This window comes from Bilophila wadsworthia ATCC 49260 (assembly GCF_000701705.1).
Taxonomy (GTDB): domain Bacteria; phylum Desulfobacterota; class Desulfovibrionia; order Desulfovibrionales; family Desulfovibrionaceae; genus Bilophila; species Bilophila wadsworthia.
The window spans coordinates 15,249-33,569 of sequence record NZ_JNJP01000013.1; the positions used below are offsets into that span (position 1 = coordinate 15,249).

The 18,321-nt window shown below is 61.4% G+C and carries 8 protein-coding genes; 1 reads left to right on the forward strand and 7 read right to left on the reverse strand.

Translation table 11 applies throughout. From position 1 onward, the window contains the following. Positions 1–22 precede the first annotated feature (22 nt). The 5 genes from T370_RS0107390 to T370_RS0107410 form a co-directional block, all read right to left on the reverse strand. Complete coding sequence (locus tag T370_RS0107390) at positions 23–2,461, reverse strand: DMSO/selenate family reductase complex A subunit (protein ID WP_029435319.1); 2,439 nt, start codon at positions 2,459–2,461, stop codon at positions 23–25. A 195-nt stretch (positions 2,462–2,656) separates the two neighbouring features. Further along, positions 2,657–4,039: a sodium-dependent transporter gene (locus T370_RS0107395; protein ID WP_005026632.1), complete on the reverse strand. Its 1,383-nt coding sequence runs from the start codon at positions 4,037–4,039 to the stop codon at positions 2,657–2,659. Positions 4,040–4,178: 139 nt separating this feature from the next. After that, positions 4,179–7,877, reverse strand: coding sequence for an AAA family ATPase (locus T370_RS0107400; protein ID WP_029435320.1), 3,699 nt, complete (start codon positions 7,875–7,877; stop codon positions 4,179–4,181). A gap of 10 nt (positions 7,878–7,887) precedes the next feature. Next, a complete protein-coding gene (locus T370_RS0107405) occupies positions 7,888–9,117 on the reverse strand; it encodes an exonuclease SbcCD subunit D C-terminal domain-containing protein (RefSeq protein WP_029435321.1) in 1,230 nt (409 codons plus the stop codon). Between the two features lie 79 nt (positions 9,118–9,196). Next, entirely contained in the window at positions 9,197–11,395 is a 2,199-nt protein-coding gene (locus T370_RS0107410; RefSeq protein WP_029435322.1) for a hypothetical protein, read from the reverse strand. Between the two features lie 189 nt (positions 11,396–11,584). Between T370_RS0107410 and T370_RS0107415 the strand changes: the two genes are divergently transcribed. Further along, positions 11,585–11,851, forward strand: coding sequence for a hypothetical protein (locus T370_RS0107415; protein ID WP_005026645.1), 267 nt, complete (start codon positions 11,585–11,587; stop codon positions 11,849–11,851). A gap of 34 nt (positions 11,852–11,885) precedes the next feature. Here T370_RS0107415 and T370_RS0107420 read toward each other — a convergent pair whose 3' ends face one another. After that, positions 11,886–15,068, reverse strand: a complete 3,183-nt coding sequence (locus T370_RS0107420) for an AsmA family protein (RefSeq protein WP_029435323.1) — start codon at positions 15,066–15,068, stop codon at positions 11,886–11,888. Continuing rightward, positions 15,065–18,319, reverse strand: a complete 3,255-nt coding sequence (locus T370_RS0107425) for a UvrD-helicase domain-containing protein (protein WP_029435324.1) — start codon at positions 18,317–18,319, stop codon at positions 15,065–15,067. Before T370_RS0107425 ends, T370_RS0107420 begins: the two co-directional genes overlap by 4 nt. Positions 18,320–18,321: the final 2 nt, after the last annotated feature.

An 18,321-nucleotide genomic window follows, 5' to 3' on the forward strand; every position in this document is an offset into this window, starting at 1 on the left:
AGCGGCCGTCCCTCCGGAGCGGTTACGCTTTTTCCACCTGCACGAGATTGGTGTGGTGAGGGTTCCCCTTGGCCAGGGCTGTCGGGAGAAGCTTGGTCAGCACGTTGACGCAGCCGTTGGTGTCTTCCCCGGCGGCGTTGGGCGTATGCCATGCGCCTTCGGGAAGTGACACCACGCCCGGCATGATGCGGGGCGTGATCTTGGCTTTGACGAAGGAAACGCCGCGCCCGTTGAACACCTTCACACGATCCCCGAATTCGATGCCGCGGGCTTTCGCGTCGATGGGGTTGATCCAGAGCTCTTGCGGCGCGACTTCCTGCAGCCACCAGCAGTTCCCGTAGGTCGAGTGCGTGCGCTGCTTGTAGTGGTGCCCGATGAGCTGCAGCGGCCACTCCTTGCGTTCCGGGCTGATAGCGCCTTCGGGGTTGGGGATGTACTCGGGCAGCGCGGTGATGGCCTGACCGGGCAGCAGGGTCCATGTTTCCGCCAGCTCGGCGAGGCGCGGCGAATAGATCTCGATTTTGCCCGACGGCGAGGGCAAGGGATTGGCCTCGGGATCGTCCCGGAATGCTTTATAGGCGATATGGTTTTCGGGGAAGTACCTTTTGTACACGCCCATCGTGTAGGCTTCCTCCAGCGTGGGCGGCAGTTCGGGGATGGCCTTGCGGGACTCCGCGTACAGTTTCTCCAGCCATTGGTATTGGGTACGGCCTTCCGTGAAGGCCTCCTTCACGCCGAGCTCGTTGGCAACGCCCGCGCAGATATCATAGATGCTTTTGGCTTCGCCGAGCGGCTCAATGCACTTGTTATCGAAGATCACGTAGGCGATGTTGCTGTCGCCGTCGGAAGTCCAGTCATGCTCCTCAAGGTTCAAACAGCTTGGCAGCAGAAAGTCCGCATAACGGGCGGAAGGCGTCAGTGTCGTGTCGATGACCACGATGGTCTCGCACTTTTTGTCGTCCAGCAGGATGGGGTGCATCTGGTTGATGCCGCCGTGCTGGTTCGTCAGGCAGTTCCCCGCGTAGTTCCAGATGAATTTGATCGGCGCGATGAGCCTTTCGCGTCCCCGGATGCCTGCCGTGGTGGCGGTCATCTGCTTGTAGTCGTCGATGGCCTGATACCAGTTGAAGCAGGAGAGTTCCGTCTTCACGGGATTTTCCAGCGTGGGGAAGGTCGCCATGGGAAGCTTGTATCCCGCGTTTTCGCGCGCCCCGGTATTCCCGCCCTTGATGCCCACGTTGCCGGTGAGCACGGCGAGCATACCGATGGCGCGGGAAATGTTTTCCCCGTTGGTGGTGCGCTGCGGGCCCCAGCCCTGACAGATGAAGCACGGCCTGGCCCCGGCGATCTCGCGGGCCAGCTTCTCGATGCGGGCCGGGGGAATCCCGGTGATGCGCGAGGCCCATGCCGGAGTCTTTGGCGTCTTGTCCGGGCCTTGCCCCTGAATGTAGGATTTGTAGGACGAACCGGCTGGAGCGCCCTTGGGCAGGGATTCCTCATCATAGCCGATGGTGTATTTGGCGAGGAAGGGCTTGTCGATAAGGTCTTCAGTGATCATCACGTAGGCCAGCGCCGCGCTGAGGGCCGCGTCCGTACCCGGGCGGATGGGAATCCATTCGTCGCCCACGGACACCATGGAATCGGTATAACGCGGATCGATGATGATGACGCGGGTGTTACGGGTGAAACGGGCGTGCTGGAGCGTTTTGGCCTTGCACCCCGACATGCGCGTTTCCGAGGGGTTGTTGCCGAAGAACACGGCCAGTTCGCTGTTTTCCATGTCGGAAAGCGAGTTCCCGTCAACCCAGCTCCCGCCGTACAAATAGGGCATACCTACCGTGATCTGGCAGGTGGAGTAGTCCGAATAGTGGTTCAGGTAACCACCCACGAGATTCATGAGCCGGGCTACGGGCGTGGCGGCCGGAGGCCAGCTTTTGCCCATGGTGCTGCCGAGGGCACCCGTGCCGTAGTTGAGATAGACGGCCTCGTTGCCGTAGGTGTCTATGGTGCCGCGCAGCCTTTGTCCGATCTCCTTGAAGGCTTCCTCCCAGCTGATACGTTCGAATTTGCCTTCTCCTCTGTTGCCCACTCGGCGCAGGGGATAGGGGATGCGCTGTTCGGCATAGATGCGCTGACGCATGGAGCGCCCGCGCGGACAAGCACGGAGCTGCTGCATACCGTAGCGGTCGTCTCCGGTGTTGTCCGTCTCTACGCGGGTGATCACGCCGTCTTTGACGTGCACCCGCAGGGCGCAACGGCTGCCGCAGTTGACGTTGCAGGAGTTCCAGAGGATGCGCTCTTCCCCTGTCCCCGAGGGGGCGGGCGGTGCGGCGACGGCGCTTCCCGCATTGAGGATTTCAATGGAAAAAGGAAAGAATGCCGAAGCGAGGACGACGGCGCCGCCCTTGATCACGTCGCGCCGTTTGAGCAATGCCTGCTCGGTACAATGAGGTTTCCGCATGAGCCCTCCGCAGAAAAAGGATTCCGTTCCCGGAACGTCCCGATGGGACGGGATTCGAGGAACAGGCAGGCTTGCAGCATACCGCACAGGAAAGGCGGCTGTCAGTGATAAGTGGGGGCCGGAGGTTCACGTTATGGGATATAAAAAGGGGAAGGCCGGAGCCTTCCCCATATGGAAACGAGCGTGCTTGAAGCGCTACTTGAAGAACTTGTCGATATACCCCTGCACGAAAACGAAGAACACGATGAACGGCAGGACATATTTGACGTACAGGCGCAGCCCCTTCGGGAACATGAGGCCCTTGCCGGTGTCCGCTTCGGCGATGAAGTTGTCCCATCCCCAGCCGCGCTTGTAACAGCAGAAGAACAGGAACACCATAGAGCCGAGGGGCAGCAGGTTGTTGCTGACGATGAAGTCTTCCAGATCGAGGATCATGGAGCCGGGGCCGAAGGGCTGGATGCCGGACAGCACGTTGAAGCCGAGGGCGCAGGGCAGGGAGAGCAGGAAGACCAGAACGAAGTTGACGGTGACCGCCTTCTTGCGGGTCCATTTGAGCACGTCGATGCCGTAGGCTACGATGTTTTCCAGCACGGCGATGATCGTGGTGAGGGCCGCGAAGCTCATGAAGACGAAGAAGAGCATGCCCCACAGCTGTCCGCCGGGCATGCTGTTGAACACGTTGGGAAGGGTGACGAACACGAGGCCGGGACCGGAGCCCGCATCGACGTCGAAGGCGAAACAGGCCGGGAAGATGATGAGGCCCGCCATGAGCGCGACGAACGTATCCAGCAGCAAGATGTGGATGGACTCGCCGGTCAGGGAGCGCTGCTTGTCGATGTAGCTGCCGAAGATGGTCATGGCGCCGATGCCGAGGCTCAGGGTGAAGAACGCCTGCCCCATGGCGGCATAGATGGGCTCCCAGATGCCGTGCTGGAACATCTTGCCGAAGTCGGGCTTCAAATAGAACAGGATGCCTTTTTCGGCCCCCGGCAGGGTGACGGAGCGGATCACCAGAAAGAGCATGACGACAAGCAGGCAACCCATCATGATTTTGGTAATGCGCTCGACGCCCCTCTGCAACCCCATGGAGCAGACGAGGAATCCGGCGACGACCGTAACGGCCATCCAGCCGACCTGATCAAAAGGATCGCCGAGCGTCCCGCCGAAGAACGCGCCGATCTGCTCGGGCGTAAGGCTCGAAAGCTGACCCGAGCCCATGTACCAGCAGTAGGACAGCATCCACCCGGTGACGGTCGTATAGAACATCATCAGCACGTAACAGCCGATGATGCCCCCGTAGCCGTACAGATGCCAGAACGTCCCCTTGGGTTCCAGCTTGCGGAACGCCAGGCCGATGCCCTGCTTGGCGGCCCGGCCCACGGAGAACTCCATCACCATAATGGGAAGGCCGAGAATGACGAGAAAAACGAGATAGATGAGGACGAAAGCCGCCCCACCGTAGGCTCCGGTGATGAAGGGGAAGCGCCAGACGTTGCCGAGGCCGATGGCGCAGCCGGCCGATAACAGCAGGAAGCCGAGGCGGCTCCCCAACTTTTCGCGTTCGATACCCTGTTCCACTGTTGTTCCTCCTTAGGGTGTGGGAGGATGAATAGGTGACTTTTGCGCCTGAGGCAAGCGGAGACTGCCCGCCGGAAAACGTGCCGATTTCTCGCGCCAAAGGGAAAGGCGATACGTTGTCGGGGATTAGGCCATGTTCTTATACCGAAGAGCAGCCGGGCCCGCTGACGGCGCTGCGGCCTCCGGTTTTGGGAGTGACCTGTATCTGCGTCCCGATGCGCTCCTTCAAGGCCGCCACATGCGAAATCACGCCGATGAGCTTGCCGTCCCGGTGCAGCCCGGCCAGCGTATCCAGCGCGGTGTCCAGCGTATCCTCATCCAGCGTGCCGAACCCTTCGTCGAGGAAAAGGGAGTCCACCCGCACCGTCTTGCTGGCCATTTGCGAAAGCCCGAGGGCGAGGGCAAGGCTCACGATGAAACTCTCGCCGCCGGACAGGTTTTTGGTGGAGCGGACTTCTCCGGCCTGATAGCCGTCGATGACGTCGAGCTCCAACGGCTGCTCCTTGTTGCGGAGAAGCAGATACCGGTCGGTCATGCGCCGTAGCTGGCGGTTGGCGTGCTCGATCATGATTTCAAACGTCAACACCTGCACGAAATTGCGGTATTTTTTCCCGTCGGCGGAGCCGATGAGATCGTGCAGATCGTTCCAGCGGCGGCACTCGCGGCGCTGCGCCTCCACCGCCGCCGTGCGCTCCTGATGCGCCAGCTTGACCATGTGGTTGTCGTGGAGCTTCTGCCTCAGGCCGCCAATGGCTTCTTGTTGGGTCTTCAGCGTGTCCCGAAGCGTTGCCAGCGTCTCGTCGAGTTCTTCCCGCGTGCGATCCGTCACCTGTTTTTCGCGCTCGGCAGCCAGTTGCGCGATACGGTCGGCCAGGCGCGCTTCCAGTTCGGCCCGTTCCGTGAGCAGCTCCTGTTCCCTTTGAGCCAGCGTGTTCCGCACCGTTTCAGTGAGGCAGGCGTCCCGGTATTCCACTTCGTCGGCAAAGCCGGTTTGTGAGAGGCGAAGCCGGAAATCCTCTTCCAGCGGCCCAATTTGTGCCTGACGTTCCGCGATCGAGCGATCGAGCGTTTCCCGTTTGCTGGTCAGCCCAGCAAAGCGCTGTTTGGCGGCATCGACGGTTTGGCGGACGCCTTCAAGCCGCTTTTCGGCTTCTTCGACGAGCCCGTTGAGCCGTTTCTCTTCCTCATCCGGGGATTTGTCCCCGAGCAGCCGCCTCCGGTCGAGCCGCAGCTTTTCCCGATCCTCCGACAGGGAGCGGGCCGCTTCCCGCTGCTTGCCCAGATCTTTCTCCATATCGAGAAGCCGGGAAGCGAGATGCCGGGACTCCAGTTCCAGCGCGCTCATTTTTTGCTGTAAGAGGTCACGCCGCTTTTCCCGGGATACCCAGCGTTCACGGCGTTCAGACAGGCTGTGGAGCAAGGTTTCCGGCCCGTCGGCGGCCAGCGCTTCGATGCCGTAAGGCCGCAGTTCCTGCAAAACGGTTTGGCGCAAGGCCGTGTACTGCTCCAGAAGCGAACTCCGCTCGCGTTCGGCGCGTACGGCTTCCTGCTCGGCGCTGCCCTTATGGTGGAGGGCGGTTTGCAGGGCCAGTTCCAGCCGGTTTGCTTCGTGCCGGGCCTTCTCCCATGCCGTCATGTCGGCTTGCAGCCCGGCGTCCTCCTGTTCAGCCTGTTGCAGGATGCGTTCAGCCAGCCGCCGCTCGGTCTCCGTCGTTTCCCGCAGATTTTGGAGCGTAAGGAGCAGGGTGGCCGGAAGCGGCTGCTTTGGCGTGGCGGGGGTGATGGAGGGATGTGCCAGTGCGGCAAGGCATTCGCGCACGTGCGTTTCGTGTTCGGACAGTGTGGCGGCTTCTTTTTGCAGCTGTTCCGTCACCCATTCCCGTTCACGCGACAGCCCGGCGAGATCGCCTTGGAGGGAAGCCAAAGCGTTTCCGGAGCGTTTCAGTTCTTCCTTGAGCCGCGCAAGATGTTCCTCCGGCCCGGCGGGGGCGGGAACGGAAAATCCGGTGAAGGGGTGTTCCGTGGCTCCGCACAACGGGCACGGTTCCCCGTTATGGAGATGCCTCCGCGCTTCCTCAAAAGCCCGCAGGCGAGAGCATTCGGCCTGTTCGGCTTCCCGTTTCTCATATTCCGCCTCCAGACGGCGGTGCTCTTTTTCGGCGGATTGCAGGCGCTGCGTGAGTTCGGCCTCATTGCGGGCACGTTTTTCTTGCCGCTGCTCAAGTGTCTTGATTCCCAGAAGGCAGGTTTCGTATTGCCGCCGCGCCTCTTCGGTTTTGTCCAGCAGGCTGCTGCGGGTTGCCGTGTTCATGAGGCCTGCCCGCCAGTCGGCGACGCTCCGATCGCCTAAGAGTTCCGCCAGGGCCTTCCGGCGCAAGGCGACCGCTTGTTCCAGACGGGCCGTTTCCCGATCCTGCCGTTCCTTGAGGGCAAGCGCGTCCATATGCGCTTTGGCCGTCTCTTGTTGCCGGGCCAACGCCGCCTCGAGGGCACGTTTTTTTTCGCGCCCCGTTTCGGCCAGTTGACGCAATTGTCCGCAGGAATGCTGGATAGCGGACAGGTGCTCGATAAGTCCCTGATCCGCAGCCGTGCGTTCCAGGGCTTCGAGCACGCCCGCAAGGGCGGCCTGGGCTTCGGCACGCTGGGCGGTCAGGTTCCGGCTGGTTGCCTGCGCGGTTGCAAAAGCGGCTTCCCGGTCGGCGAGTTCCCGCTTGAGGGCGGACAAGGCCGTTTCTTTTTCGGCAAGTTTGACATCGTATTCCCGTACGGAACGGATCGTCTTCAAGCCTTGTTCGCGTTCCCGCTTGGCGTGTTCCAGCGTCGCTCCGGATGAGGCGAACGCCGTTTCCGTTTGCCGCAATTCAGCTTCACATACGGGCAAAGCCTCGCCGTATTCTTTTTGCTGGCGGAGATCCTGCGCCTGGGCGTTCCGGAGGGAAACGAGCCCGGCATACGCCCCGGAAAGCTCCAGCGCCTTGTTGGCGCGTTCCAGCTTGCGGCGTTCCGGCTGAAACGCTTCGAGCCGTTCCGCAAGCTGTTTCTTGCGGTTTTCCAGCATGGCCAGTTCAGCCTGAAGGGTACGGATGCCCTCCAGCCAGAGCAGGGCCTGTTGCGTCCGGTCGGACTGCCGCGCCGCTTCGGAAGCCTGTTCGATCAATGATGCCAGATCCGCATGGAGGCGCTGTTCTTCCGCTTCTTCAAGGAGGTGGATGCCCGCCAGCTCCGCCTCCAGCGTTTCGAGCTTGGTACGCTCAAGCACGACTCGCGCGTGCACGCGTTTAGATATATCCGAATAGATTTCCGTGCCCGTGAGCTGTTCCAGAATGGGGGCGCGCTGATCCGCAGGCGCTTGCAGGAACGCGGCGAAGCCCCCCTGCGCAAGGAGCATGGAGCGCGTGAAGCGTTCGAAGTCCATCCCTGTGGCTTCCTCCACTTTGTCGGCCACGCCTTGAACATTGCTTTCGAGGATCTGACCCGAAATGGCGTCGGAAAGTTCGCGGCGCGGGGCCTGCAATTCCCCGGAGGCTTTTTTCCTCGCCCGCCACTGGTGCCAGTGGCAGCGGAATGTTCCCGAGCGGGTTTCGAAGGTGACTTCGGCAAAACATTCCCCGGTCTGGCGGGACATGATTTCGTTTTCGCTTTTGGTGACGCGGGGCAGGCGCGGCGTGCGTCCGTACAGGGCAAGGCACACGGCGTCGAGGATGGTCGTCTTGCCCGCACCCGTGGGGCCGGTGATGACGAAAATGCCGTCCGACAAAAAAGCCGGATGCGTAAGATCAATGGCCCATTCCCCGGCAAGGGAATTGAGGTTCTTGAAGCGGATCTGGAGAATGCGCATGGTGTTTCCGTTAGGCGTGAGGGTCTTCTTCGAGGAATGAGGCGACGGTTTCCCTGTAGGCCAGACGGAGATCAGGCCTTTGCTCGTCGGGCACGCCGTGGGCGGCGAGACAGCGCTCAAACACCTCGTATACGTCCAGCGCATCCAGCGTGTCGGCATCGTCATCCCGTTCCAGGGCGCGTTCCATGATCCGGGCGTTCTTGATGCGCAGGACTTCCATGTCCGCTCCCACCGTAAGCGCTTCGACCCGGTCGCGGAGATCGCTGATGAGTTCGCTGCCCGTATAGATGATTTCGAGCCACGGATTCCCCCCCTCGGCGGCAATGGCCTTCAGGCGGGATTCGATGGCCTCCCATGCCCCTTCAATGCGTTCCAGCTCCTGAAAAACAGGAACGGGCAGGCACTCCACGGATGCCTGACGGCCCGCGAAATCCACGAGGCAGACGCTCTTGGCGCCGCGCTCACCGAAGCCCATGGGCACGGGGGAACCGCTGTAGCGCCGGGTTTCGGAGCCGCCGATTTTTTGTGGGATATGCAGATGCCCGAGGGCGAGATAGTCGATGTTGTCCGGGAAGCAGTCGGCGGTCACTTGTGCGAGCGACCCGACATAGAGTTGTCGCACGCCGTCGCCGTCGGCGGTCTGGCCGCCCGACGCGAAGAGGTGCCCGGTTGCGAGAATGGGGAGATCCGGTCGCGTCCGGTACGTTTCGGCCTGCGCGCTGATGGCGGCGTAGTGGCGGCGGATGCCGTCGATGAGGTTCCGCTCCTTGTCTTCAATGCTTTCGCCGGGCTCAACCACTCGGATGTCCCGATCCCGAAGATAAGGGACGGCGCAGACGATGAGCTCGGGCTCACCGTCCGGGCCGTCGAGCCGAAGGATCTCGTGTCCGGGGTCGTCCGAGATCGAGCCTACGACATGGACGTTGAGGGCGCGCAGGAGCTCTTTCGGCGCGGTCAGGAAGGAGGGCGAGTCATGATTGCCCGCCACCACGACGATATGGCGGCAGAAAGGCATGACCCGGCAGAGGAAGCGGTAATACAGCTCTTGCGCACGGTTGCTTGGGGCGCTGGTATCGAACACGTCTCCGGCGACGATCAGTACGTCAACGTGTCGGTCGCGGACCGTATCCGCCAGCCAGTCGAGGAAGGCGGAAAAGGTTTCGTAGCGCCTGCGCCCGTAGAGGGTGCGCCCGATATGCCAGTCGGACGTATGCAGTATTCGTAAGGATGTTGTTTTCATATCGAAGGCTCCGTAGCCGGCCTCCGTCAGAGGCCGGTTTCTACAGATAGCCTGTGAGCACGGGGCGGGCAAGCCCCCCTTACTTGGCCGAAGGGGCGGGAACCTTGGGAGCGGCGATGTCGCTAGTCTGTTCCTGCTTTGCCGGATGCCGCTTCTGATACTCCTTCCAGCCCCAATAGCCGCCTCCGGCGAGCAGTGCGGCGAGGCAGACGACGCCGAGCGCCACGGCCCATTTTTTCCAGCGGCTCTGCTTGCGGAAGGGATCGTCAAAGGAGCGGCTGGCATTGGGAGGCAAGGCCGCCGCGTCGGTCAGGCAGGATCCGAGCATGAAATTGATGGGGATTTGGCTGTTCACCGCCCATCCCGAGGCATCAAGGACAGGACCGAGCGTCCTGCGCCGCAGCTTCAGCCATGCGAGGAACATGGAGGGGCCGGATATGCACAGGAAGATCCCCACGAACAGCAGGGGAAACTGCCACCATGCCAGAGAGAACAACGCCGCCGCGATGCTGGCGAGCGCCGTGCCGATGGCGCCGAGGGCGAGCCCGATAGCCGCGAAGATCCCCATGCTCCGCCCGATGTCGAACGGCTTGGCTTCCTTCTGGGCATCCGTAGTCAGTTTATCAATGGATTTGGAGGCGTCGGACATGAGCGCTGAATCTTTGGACGACGCGAGCTTTTCGAGCTGGTCGGTGATCATGCGCCCGAACCGTTTGTAAGGCGCGAACATGGCTGTACGGATACTGATGGGGTTATCCACCAGCTTGACCAAAACGGCTTCCCAGCTCTGCCCTTGCGTGTCCACAAAAACGCCGTGCCGCCCCGGTATCAGCAGGTTGGAGTCACCCGCCGTAACCGCCGCGACGATATTCATCTTTTGGCCCGTGTCGAGGCGTGAGCACTCGCAATAGGCAAGGCAGAGATGGCTGGGCTGGGCCTGTGCCGCGTGGTTGGTGATGTCGTCCACGCGCAGGCAGAGATTGCAACCTCTGCCGTCGATGAACAGCGTGCCGATCTGAAAGGTCGTAGGCCGTGAAAGGGCGTAGAAGTCGCAGAAGGAAACGAAGTTCATCAACAGCCGGTGCAGGTGGTGATGGTAGAGGACGAGGCGCTCCACGTCCGTGAGCGTTTTGAGGTGGCCCGCCGCGTCTTCGTCCTGTTGCGTCAGCGCCTCGAAACGGGACGGGAGGTCGCTGGAGAGCAGTTCTCCAAGACGTTCCATGCCGAGTTTTTCCACACCGTTTTCGGGCTTGCGGGCAACCAGTTCCGCATACGGGGCGAAACGCGTTTTGATGGTCTGCCATTTATCGGAGGTCAGCTCGTCCCGTACGCCGAGGAGAGGAACGGCAATCGTATCTTTCAGAGCGATGATCTGATCGCGCCATGCGGGGTTGAGGCCTTTTTCAAGAGGAAGCGGCTGATCCGCCGCGATATGCGCGAGAGGCAGTTCGCGCATGGCCTCGTCATCCGTGTTGAGGGGGTGATCGACAAGCTGGGCAAAAATCGTTTCCGGGGCATTGAGCGCATCCGAGGCCCGAACGTCAAAGGCGACAAGCTGACAGCGCGTGAAGTAGTCATCGATTTTGGGTCGTACGGATTGGAAAATCTGGAAGGCCGTGTCCGTACCGGAACCAAGCGGAAACGTGTCCGCATAGGCCGCAAGTTCGTCGAACCACGCCTTGTAATCCTGTATGTTGCGCATGAACGTTTGGGCCAGTTCGAGCGTGGCGCCTTGCTGGCCTCCGGCGTCGGTTGCTCCGCCCGTCGTTGCGACGATGTCTTCGATGAAGCGGTTCATATCGGGATCGAAGGAAGGGTGCGGCGTCATCACGCCGTCGCCGTTGAAGGCGGTCTGTGTAGCCGCGTCAATGGCTTCCGCTATATCCTCCTGCGTGAGAGCCCCCTCTTTTCCACCTTGCGTGAGGATACGGCTTGCTGTGGAATAAAGCAGGCGGCCTTCATCCGTATCCTGCCTGATTTCCTCAAGGGCCAACTCCGGACGGCTTTCGGCCAGCAGTGCCGGATCGCTGAGGCGGTCCACAGTCCAGCGAACGGCGTCGAGAACCTCTTGAATGCGGATGCGCCCGTCCTTGTCGGCGTCAAGCAGTTCCAGCGTCCGTGCGTCGAACTGGAGTTTGTCGATAGGGCAACTGAGCGCGACCCAGAGTTTGGGGTCAAGCTCGTTGAGGTGCAGCAGTTCTTCAGGCGTCCGCAAGGTCACCTGATCCAGACCGCCGATCCTGTGAAACTTCCAATTGAAGGCCGCATGATTGGGCATGGCGTTCTCCTCTAAGCATGGTGTTCTTTTGGCTGTAGCCCGGATCGGGGATGTTTCAAATGAAAATATGCGGGGGGTGGCGTACGGACCGTAGCCTTTTGCGTGAAGAAGACGTACAAACGGGAGACCTCGCCTCAGTGGAGAGGTTTTTCCCTGAAAAGGCGTAACAGAAACCTAAAGGATATGACAATGCCGAAGTTGCAAGCGGCGCGAGTGACGCAATGCGGGCTGGATTTCGCGGTGGTGCTGGTCGACCCCAAGCTGTTTATGAATCCCAGCGAACTGGAAGCGTTTTCGGAACGCGCCCAAGCGCTCTTTCCCGGCGTTCCGGTGGCGATGCTGAGTTATGACGATCTCAAGGTGACCCGCTATCATGGCCCCGATGATGTTGTAGCCTTCCTCAAGCAGGTGCGTGTGGTCAGCCTGCCGTGGGTTGAGTACACCATCGGTGAATAAATCGAAGGGACCGAAGCGATTCGGTCCCTTTCCGTTACGGCGCAAGCAGGCGGAGCGGGGCGGAAACCACAATATCCAGAATGTTGAGGACTCCGCTGCCGATACTGTTGAAGACATTGGCTAAAATACCGGTAGCGTTGAAACTGCGCTGCGGCGCGTCAAGGCTGCCGTAGTAGCGCACTGGAATTTCCGGGATACCGGGCCCGGTTACGTTCAAGGCATAGTTGAGCGTTTTGTTGATAAGATTGATGCTGCCTTGGCCTCGGACGGACAGGCCGCCGGAGAGGTTGAGATCGCGTGTGGTCAGGATTCCCTTGGAAAGCGCCCCGGAAGCGCTCAGGGAACTGAAACGGCTCATAGGGCCGGGTTTCTTCGCATCCAATTCCCCGTTCCGGATAACGAAATTGAGAGTGCCACTCAGGGCGGCGGGGATATCCGCGCCGGAGCGGAGCAGGCCGGAAACGTCCGCGTCAAGGCTTCCCGTGCCGGACAGCAGTTGCTCCTGCCCCCGTTCCTTGCACAGCGTCAGGACATTGACGGCGCTCAGCGTATACCGCAATCGCGCGAGCAGCCCTCCCGCAGTGCCCTCCGCGCGCAATCCGGCCCCCGCCGTTCCCCCAGCGACACGGGCCTTGATGGGGTCGGCCGTGAGCACACCGTTTTTGATGGTCACGGGAACGGTCAGGTTTTCATGCGGAATGCGGGCGATGACCAGACGTTCCACACTGAGATCCCCATCCAGCTGCACTTTTCTGAGCCATTCGGTCTGCCACGGTGTACTCGGTTGGGCGTATTTGGAAGACGCGGGCAGATAGTCCCCCAGACGCAATGTCCCAAGCCGGAGCTTGGCGGTCCAGTGCGGAGGAGTTCCTTTGGTGCCTTCGATTTGGCCGGCAAGGCGGGTATCATCGACGCGCCCTTCAAGCTCTGAAAGGCGCAGTATGGACTCGTCCGCCCGGATTTTTGCTTTGATCTGCGCCTGCCTGAGCGCCTGTTGGGGAAGGCTGGAGGGCAACATGCCCCATTGGGCGAGGAGGGCACGGAGGTTTCCCGTGGAAACGGACAACGAAGCGTCCCATGCCGGATTGGCATCCAGACGGGTTCCGCTTACGGAACCGGTGAACGAGGCGGAGGCGTCTTTCGTGAGAAGCTGCCCGGAGAGCTCTTTAGCCTCCAGCGTGTTGGCTTGCGTATTGAGGGACAGTTTGCCTGAAGCCTGCCCGCCGATGCCGTTGGCTGAGAGCTTGCCTGAAGCGGAAACGGCGTCGGCGAAAAGATTGAAAGGACCGCTCGTTGGGAACTGGAGCGCACCCGTCAGGTCGAGCGAACTCTGCCCGGCCGGCGTCGTCAGGCTGCCCTGCCATTTCCCGGTGTAGGCATAACGCGGCTGCGTTCCCTGCGTCCGGCTTCCCGCCCCCTGAAAAGCGACGCGCAATTGAGAGAAGGCGAGATTTTTTTCTTTTTTGGCCCGAGAAAGCGATAGATTGCCTTTCTCGATAAGCGCTTCCCCCTTGCCTTTCAGCGAGGAGAGGAAAGCGGCGGGCGAAGTCGACCGTGCCGTAAAACTGGCCGAACCTGTCAATGTGCCTTTCAGAACGGGATATCCCGCTACAGGGCTGAACAGGCTGTCGACGTTGACGCCGCTGGCCGTGAGGTTCAGGGCCATGACGTCGCCGGGGATGAGATCGCCTTGTGCCGATCCGCCGTACAGTGAGCCACAGCGGATGGCGACTTTGGTCTGTTCCGTTCTACTGGCCGGATCGGGCGTAATGCGGACGGAAACGCCGTTGGCCGCCCACTTCCAGAATGTGGCGCGGGCGGCTTCCAAATGGATGTCATAGCCCACCGCCGCATTGGAATCGTCTCCTCCGAGAAGCGGCGGCACTTTGTAGGACGGCGCGGAAACCGCTTTGTTTTCCACTTCGGGGAATACCCGGTTCAATGGGGCGTCTTTGGTCGCAAGGTGCAGCGCAATGACAGGGTTGGAAAAATCGCTGACGCCTCCGCCTCCCGCAAAGACGGTATTCAGCGTCGTCGCGGTGACGGAAGAGGCGACGAGTTTTTGCGGGGTCAGCTCAAAAGGAAGCGTTCCCGAGATGTTATCCAAGGCGACTTGCACGCCCGGCGGGAGATCCCGCGCAAAGCCGAACCAGCGGGGAAGGCTGAGGTGCTTGAGGGCGAGCGTCCCCCGCAGCGTCGGCACATAATCCGCGCCGAAGATCAGCCGTCCGTCCAACGTGGCCTGATCCCCTTCGACTTTGAGGCTGGCCCCTTTGATGGCGATCTGCGGGAGAGGGGCACCTTGAAAGAGGGAGCCCAAAGGGGCTTCCGTCGTGAACGGAAGCAGGACATGGACGGGAACGGATTGGCGTTTCAGTGAAAAAGTGCCGTCAAGGGAGGCCACGCCGTCAATGGCGAGCGTGCCTTGAGTGGTGTGGGCCGTCACACCGAGGACAAACCGGGGGCTGCCCTCGCCAAAGGAAAGCGGCATGGCGCAAGTGGCTTTGAACCGGAGCATGGCCGTGGCATCAGCCGGGAACGCATATTCCAGATCGGATATTTCCAGATCAACATTGCTGAGGGTTTGGATTGGGGTGGCCTGCCCGTCCTTTTCCGGCGGCGAGTTTCCGTACCATTCCATCTTGCCCACCGAGAGCGAGAGCTCACCGGGTTCTCCGCTTCCCGGAACGGTGGCGCTTCCGGAAATGCCGGACATCCGCCACTGAGAGTGAACCCCGGACTTGTTCGCGCCGGGAAGGAGAGAGGCGATGGTTCCGTCTTCGAGATCGATATCCATTTCAGCAAGTTGCGGTGGTATGGAGAATCGCGGCTGTTGCGTCGCGTCCGGCGTCGTTCCGGCTGGCGACTCAAGCAGCAGCGTGGGCTTGAGAAGACGGACTCCGGCGATGCGCATTTCTCCGTGGAGCAGGGCCCAGAAATCAGGATAGACGGCCCCTTCGTCCACGAACAGCGTCATTGCCGGGGTACGGATGGTCAGGCCGGAAACGCTGGCCGCCGGACGCGGAAAGAGGGAGAGCGAAGCTTGATCCGCCGACAGGACAAAACCGGCTTCAGGAGCGGAAAAGCGGGCGGACAGCGAGCGGGCGAGCCCAACGGGATCTTGATTGAACGTATAGATGAAGAAGCCGAACGCAAGGACGAGCGCCCAGAAAAGGGGGAGCAAAACATAAAGGAGGATGGAGGTGGAACGCTTCATGTCTGTAGCTGTTTGTAATCAAGGCGTTTGAGATCGAGGTATACCAGTACGCCTCGGACAGGCCGGGGCGCCGCCTTGGAAATGAGGCGCATATAGCGTTGGAGCTGGATTTCGTGCGCTGGAGTTGGCGCTCCCGTTTTGTATTCGACCACGGTAATCCGTTTCCCGTCGTCGACTACAAGGTCGGAGCGGTACAATTCGCCGGATTCGTCAATGATCTCCTGCTCGGGCGTCCCGTATCGCAGCCATTCCCCGGCCTCGGGCAGGGCCGCGTACCATGCCAGCATCTCCACGATTTCGTGTTCGACCGTTTCGGGGTCACGGATCGGGAGCGGGAACGTGCGCAAGCCCTGTTTGAAGGCTTGGCGGGCATCCTCTTCCGGGTGCCCCGTCAGTTGCCCTGCCGTTTGCAGGCAAGCCAGACAGTGGTGCGCGAACGTGCCGCGGCGTTTTTGGGTAAACGAAAATTCTTCCAGCGGATTTCGGAAGATGCGCAAACGCGGCAACCAGTGCATGGGACGCCAGCGTTCGTTGCCTTGTCCTACCGGGATGCTTTCCGGTTCGATCAGTGCCAGCTCTTCGGCAACAGCCTTGCCATCCCGCATCGTTTTGGGCTCCCGAGCCTGTTCGGCGGGGCGGACGAAAGGAGGCGCACCTGTCTCAAACGTTTCTTCAGTCATGGGAAGCGCGCCGAGAAGCACGTTCAGGCCGCTTCCGAGCCCCGATGCATTGCGGCTGGAGGACGTTTCCGTCAGGAAGGCGTGCAGCTCCTCTTCCGCCCGCGTCCACGCCACATAAAGCAGGTGCAGCGCTTCACGGGCGTTGTCCGCAATGGCCTTGTAGTGTGCGTAGCCGGAGGCCGGGCCGCGCGGAGCAAGCACCGTCAGCCCGTCCACATGCGTCTCCACGGCAGGGCTGTCCACCCGTTGGGAAAAGTTGTGCCACGGCACGATGACGACGGGGAATTGCAGCCCCTTCGATTTGTGCATGGTCATGACCCGCACGGCGTCTAGGGTTTCCGGCATGGGGGCTTTTTCCTGTTGCCCGTGCTTGTTCCAATAGTCGAGGAACGAGGATAACGAACCGTATCCTTGTCCTTCCGCGACGTGAATGATTTCCAGAAAGCGGCGGACAAAGGCGGCCTCATCGGGATAGCGGCTCCATATGTCGAGGCGCCCCAACGCTTCGCGGGTGACGTCATAGGGCGTGAGCAGCCCCGCGTCGGCATGGAAAGGCGCGATCCACTTCCTCCAGATGTCGGGGAAATCTTCACGGAAGGCGATGAACAGCGGCATGTTGCGGCGCTCCGACGTCCGGCGGGCGGCGGCCCAGTCTTCCAGCGCCTGTTCGCTCAGAGGGATAAGCGGCAACAGCATCTGGCGGCCGGAAAGGAATGTCCAGAATGCCAGATCGTTGCGCGGGGAATCGAGGAACGTCAGGAGCGCCGTGAGCTGTTCCACCAGAGGATGCTCGGCGAGCAGGAAGCTGTTGTCGGTGACGACGGGGATCCCTTCCTCCATGAGCCATCCGGCGACCTGTGCGGCCTTCCCGTTGGAGCGCACCAGCACGGTGACGTCCCCCCACGGACGGCGTGAGACGACCTCCTGAACGCATCCCAGCAGACGCTCGCGGACTTCTTCGTCCAGATCTTCGCTCTTGTCGCCGTAGACGCGCTGGAGACGCAGGAAACCTTCGGCCTTGTCGGGCGCGACTTTCTGTTCGGAACCGGCAAAGCCTTCTTTGAGCAGCTGGGCCCCTTCCTCAAGAATGGTTGCCAGGAGGGCGGACGGCGTGTCTTTGGGGAGCATGGCGGACAGCACGGCTTTAGCCGTGGCTGTTTCGGAAAGCTGGCGGAACAGGGTGTTGTTGGTTTCGACGATGGCCCGGCAGCTCCTCCAGTTGGTGGGGAGGATGTCGACGCGCGGTTCGGGCGCGACGGCGCACAGTTCCGCATCGGAGCGGACCTCGTCAAATAGCGTGGCGTCGCCGCCGCGCCAGCCGTAGATGGCCTGTTTGACGTCGCCCACCCATGTGAGCGAACCGCCGCGAGAAAGGGCTTCCAATACAAGGGGATGGATGGCTTCCCACTGTTCGCGGCTGGTATCCTGGAATTCGTCCACGAGGATGTGGGTCAGGCTCGTCCCCAAGCGGCAAAACGCTTCGGGAACGCCATAGTCGCCCGACAGCACCTGACGGGCCAGACGGGGGACGAAGGCGGCGGGAACGGCCCCTTCGCGCTTGAGGAAGTCGGGAACCTGACCGGAGAGTTCCCGCGCCAGTTCCACAAACGGCATGACCGTCTGGGCCCGGCGGAGCAGCACGCCGTCCTCGTCCCATTTCCGGATGATGTCCCGCATGGCGTCGAAAGCCCGTTCCGCGTCGGGCGACGCCTTGCCTTTGGATGCCTTGTTCAGGCAGTCGTCCAGACAGGCTTTGCGCAGCATGGCGGAGTTTGGCGGCAGGTTCGCCGGGGCGGCCTTTCGGCACGTCTCAAGGGCTCTGGCCAGATGCGCGGAGCAGGAAAGTTTTTCTTCGGCAAGCAGGTGATGCAATTGCTCCACGGCATCGCGCAGATCGCGGGTCATGGCTCCCAGGCGTTCCGTAATTTCAGAGGGATGCGCGAGTGTGACGGATTGCGTCCCCATGATCGGAAGAAGCAGTTCCATGACCCGTTCGCGCAGTGTTTCTCCGGCGAGAAAACCGCGCTGCGGGGAATGGAAAAAAACGTTCCGACATGCTTCCTCCAGCAGGGAGTGAAGCCGTTCGTCACGCCGCGACTGTTCCAGCAGGTTGTCCAGAAGCGGCGCGATGGCCTCATCCGTGGCGAATACGGGTTCGAAGTCGGGAGGCAGATCCAGCTCCAGCGCGGTCAGCCTGACGATAAGATGCAGGAGGCTGTCGATGGTACGGACGTTGAGAGCCCCATAGCGGCGGAGGATGATCCCCACCCATCTCCGGGCCTGCTCGCGCGTCCATCCGGGGGCGGGCTTGTCCGTACCGAGGGCGGTATCCTTAAGGCGCCCGATGATCCGTTCCTGCATTTCGGCGGCGGCGCGGTTCGTGAAGGTGACGGCAAGGATTTCGGGCCAGCCGTGCGGTCCGGAATGGACGGCGCTGCACCCGGAAAACGGACCGCCGCCAGCTTCTGCGGCACCCGAAAGGTGCTTCAGGAAGCTGGTGGTCAGTTCATAGGTCTTGCCCGAACCCGCCGAAGCGCGGATCTGCCTGAGCTGTGGATCGTGTGAGGGCATGG

Coding starts and splice junctions, on each gene's coding strand:
- T370_RS0107405 (WP_029435321.1), bottom strand. CDS start 9,117: ATGAAAACAACATCCTTACGAATACTGCATACGTCCGACTGGCATATC.
- T370_RS0107410 (WP_029435322.1), bottom strand. CDS start 11,395: ATGCCCAATCATGCGGCCTTCAATTGGAAGTTTCACAGGATCGGCGGT.
- T370_RS0107390 (WP_029435319.1), bottom strand. CDS start 2,461: ATGCGGAAACCTCATTGTACCGAGCAGGCATTGCTCAAACGGCGCGAC.
- T370_RS0107420 (WP_029435323.1), bottom strand. CDS start 15,068: ATGAAGCGTTCCACCTCCATCCTCCTTTATGTTTTGCTCCCCCTTTTC.
- T370_RS0107400 (WP_029435320.1), bottom strand. CDS start 7,877: ATGCGCATTCTCCAGATCCGCTTCAAGAACCTCAATTCCCTTGCCGGG.
- T370_RS0107425 (WP_029435324.1), bottom strand. CDS start 18,319: ATGCCCTCACACGATCCACAGCTCAGGCAGATCCGCGCTTCGGCGGGT.
- T370_RS0107415 (WP_005026645.1), top strand. CDS start 11,585: ATGCCGAAGTTGCAAGCGGCGCGAGTGACGCAATGCGGGCTGGATTTC.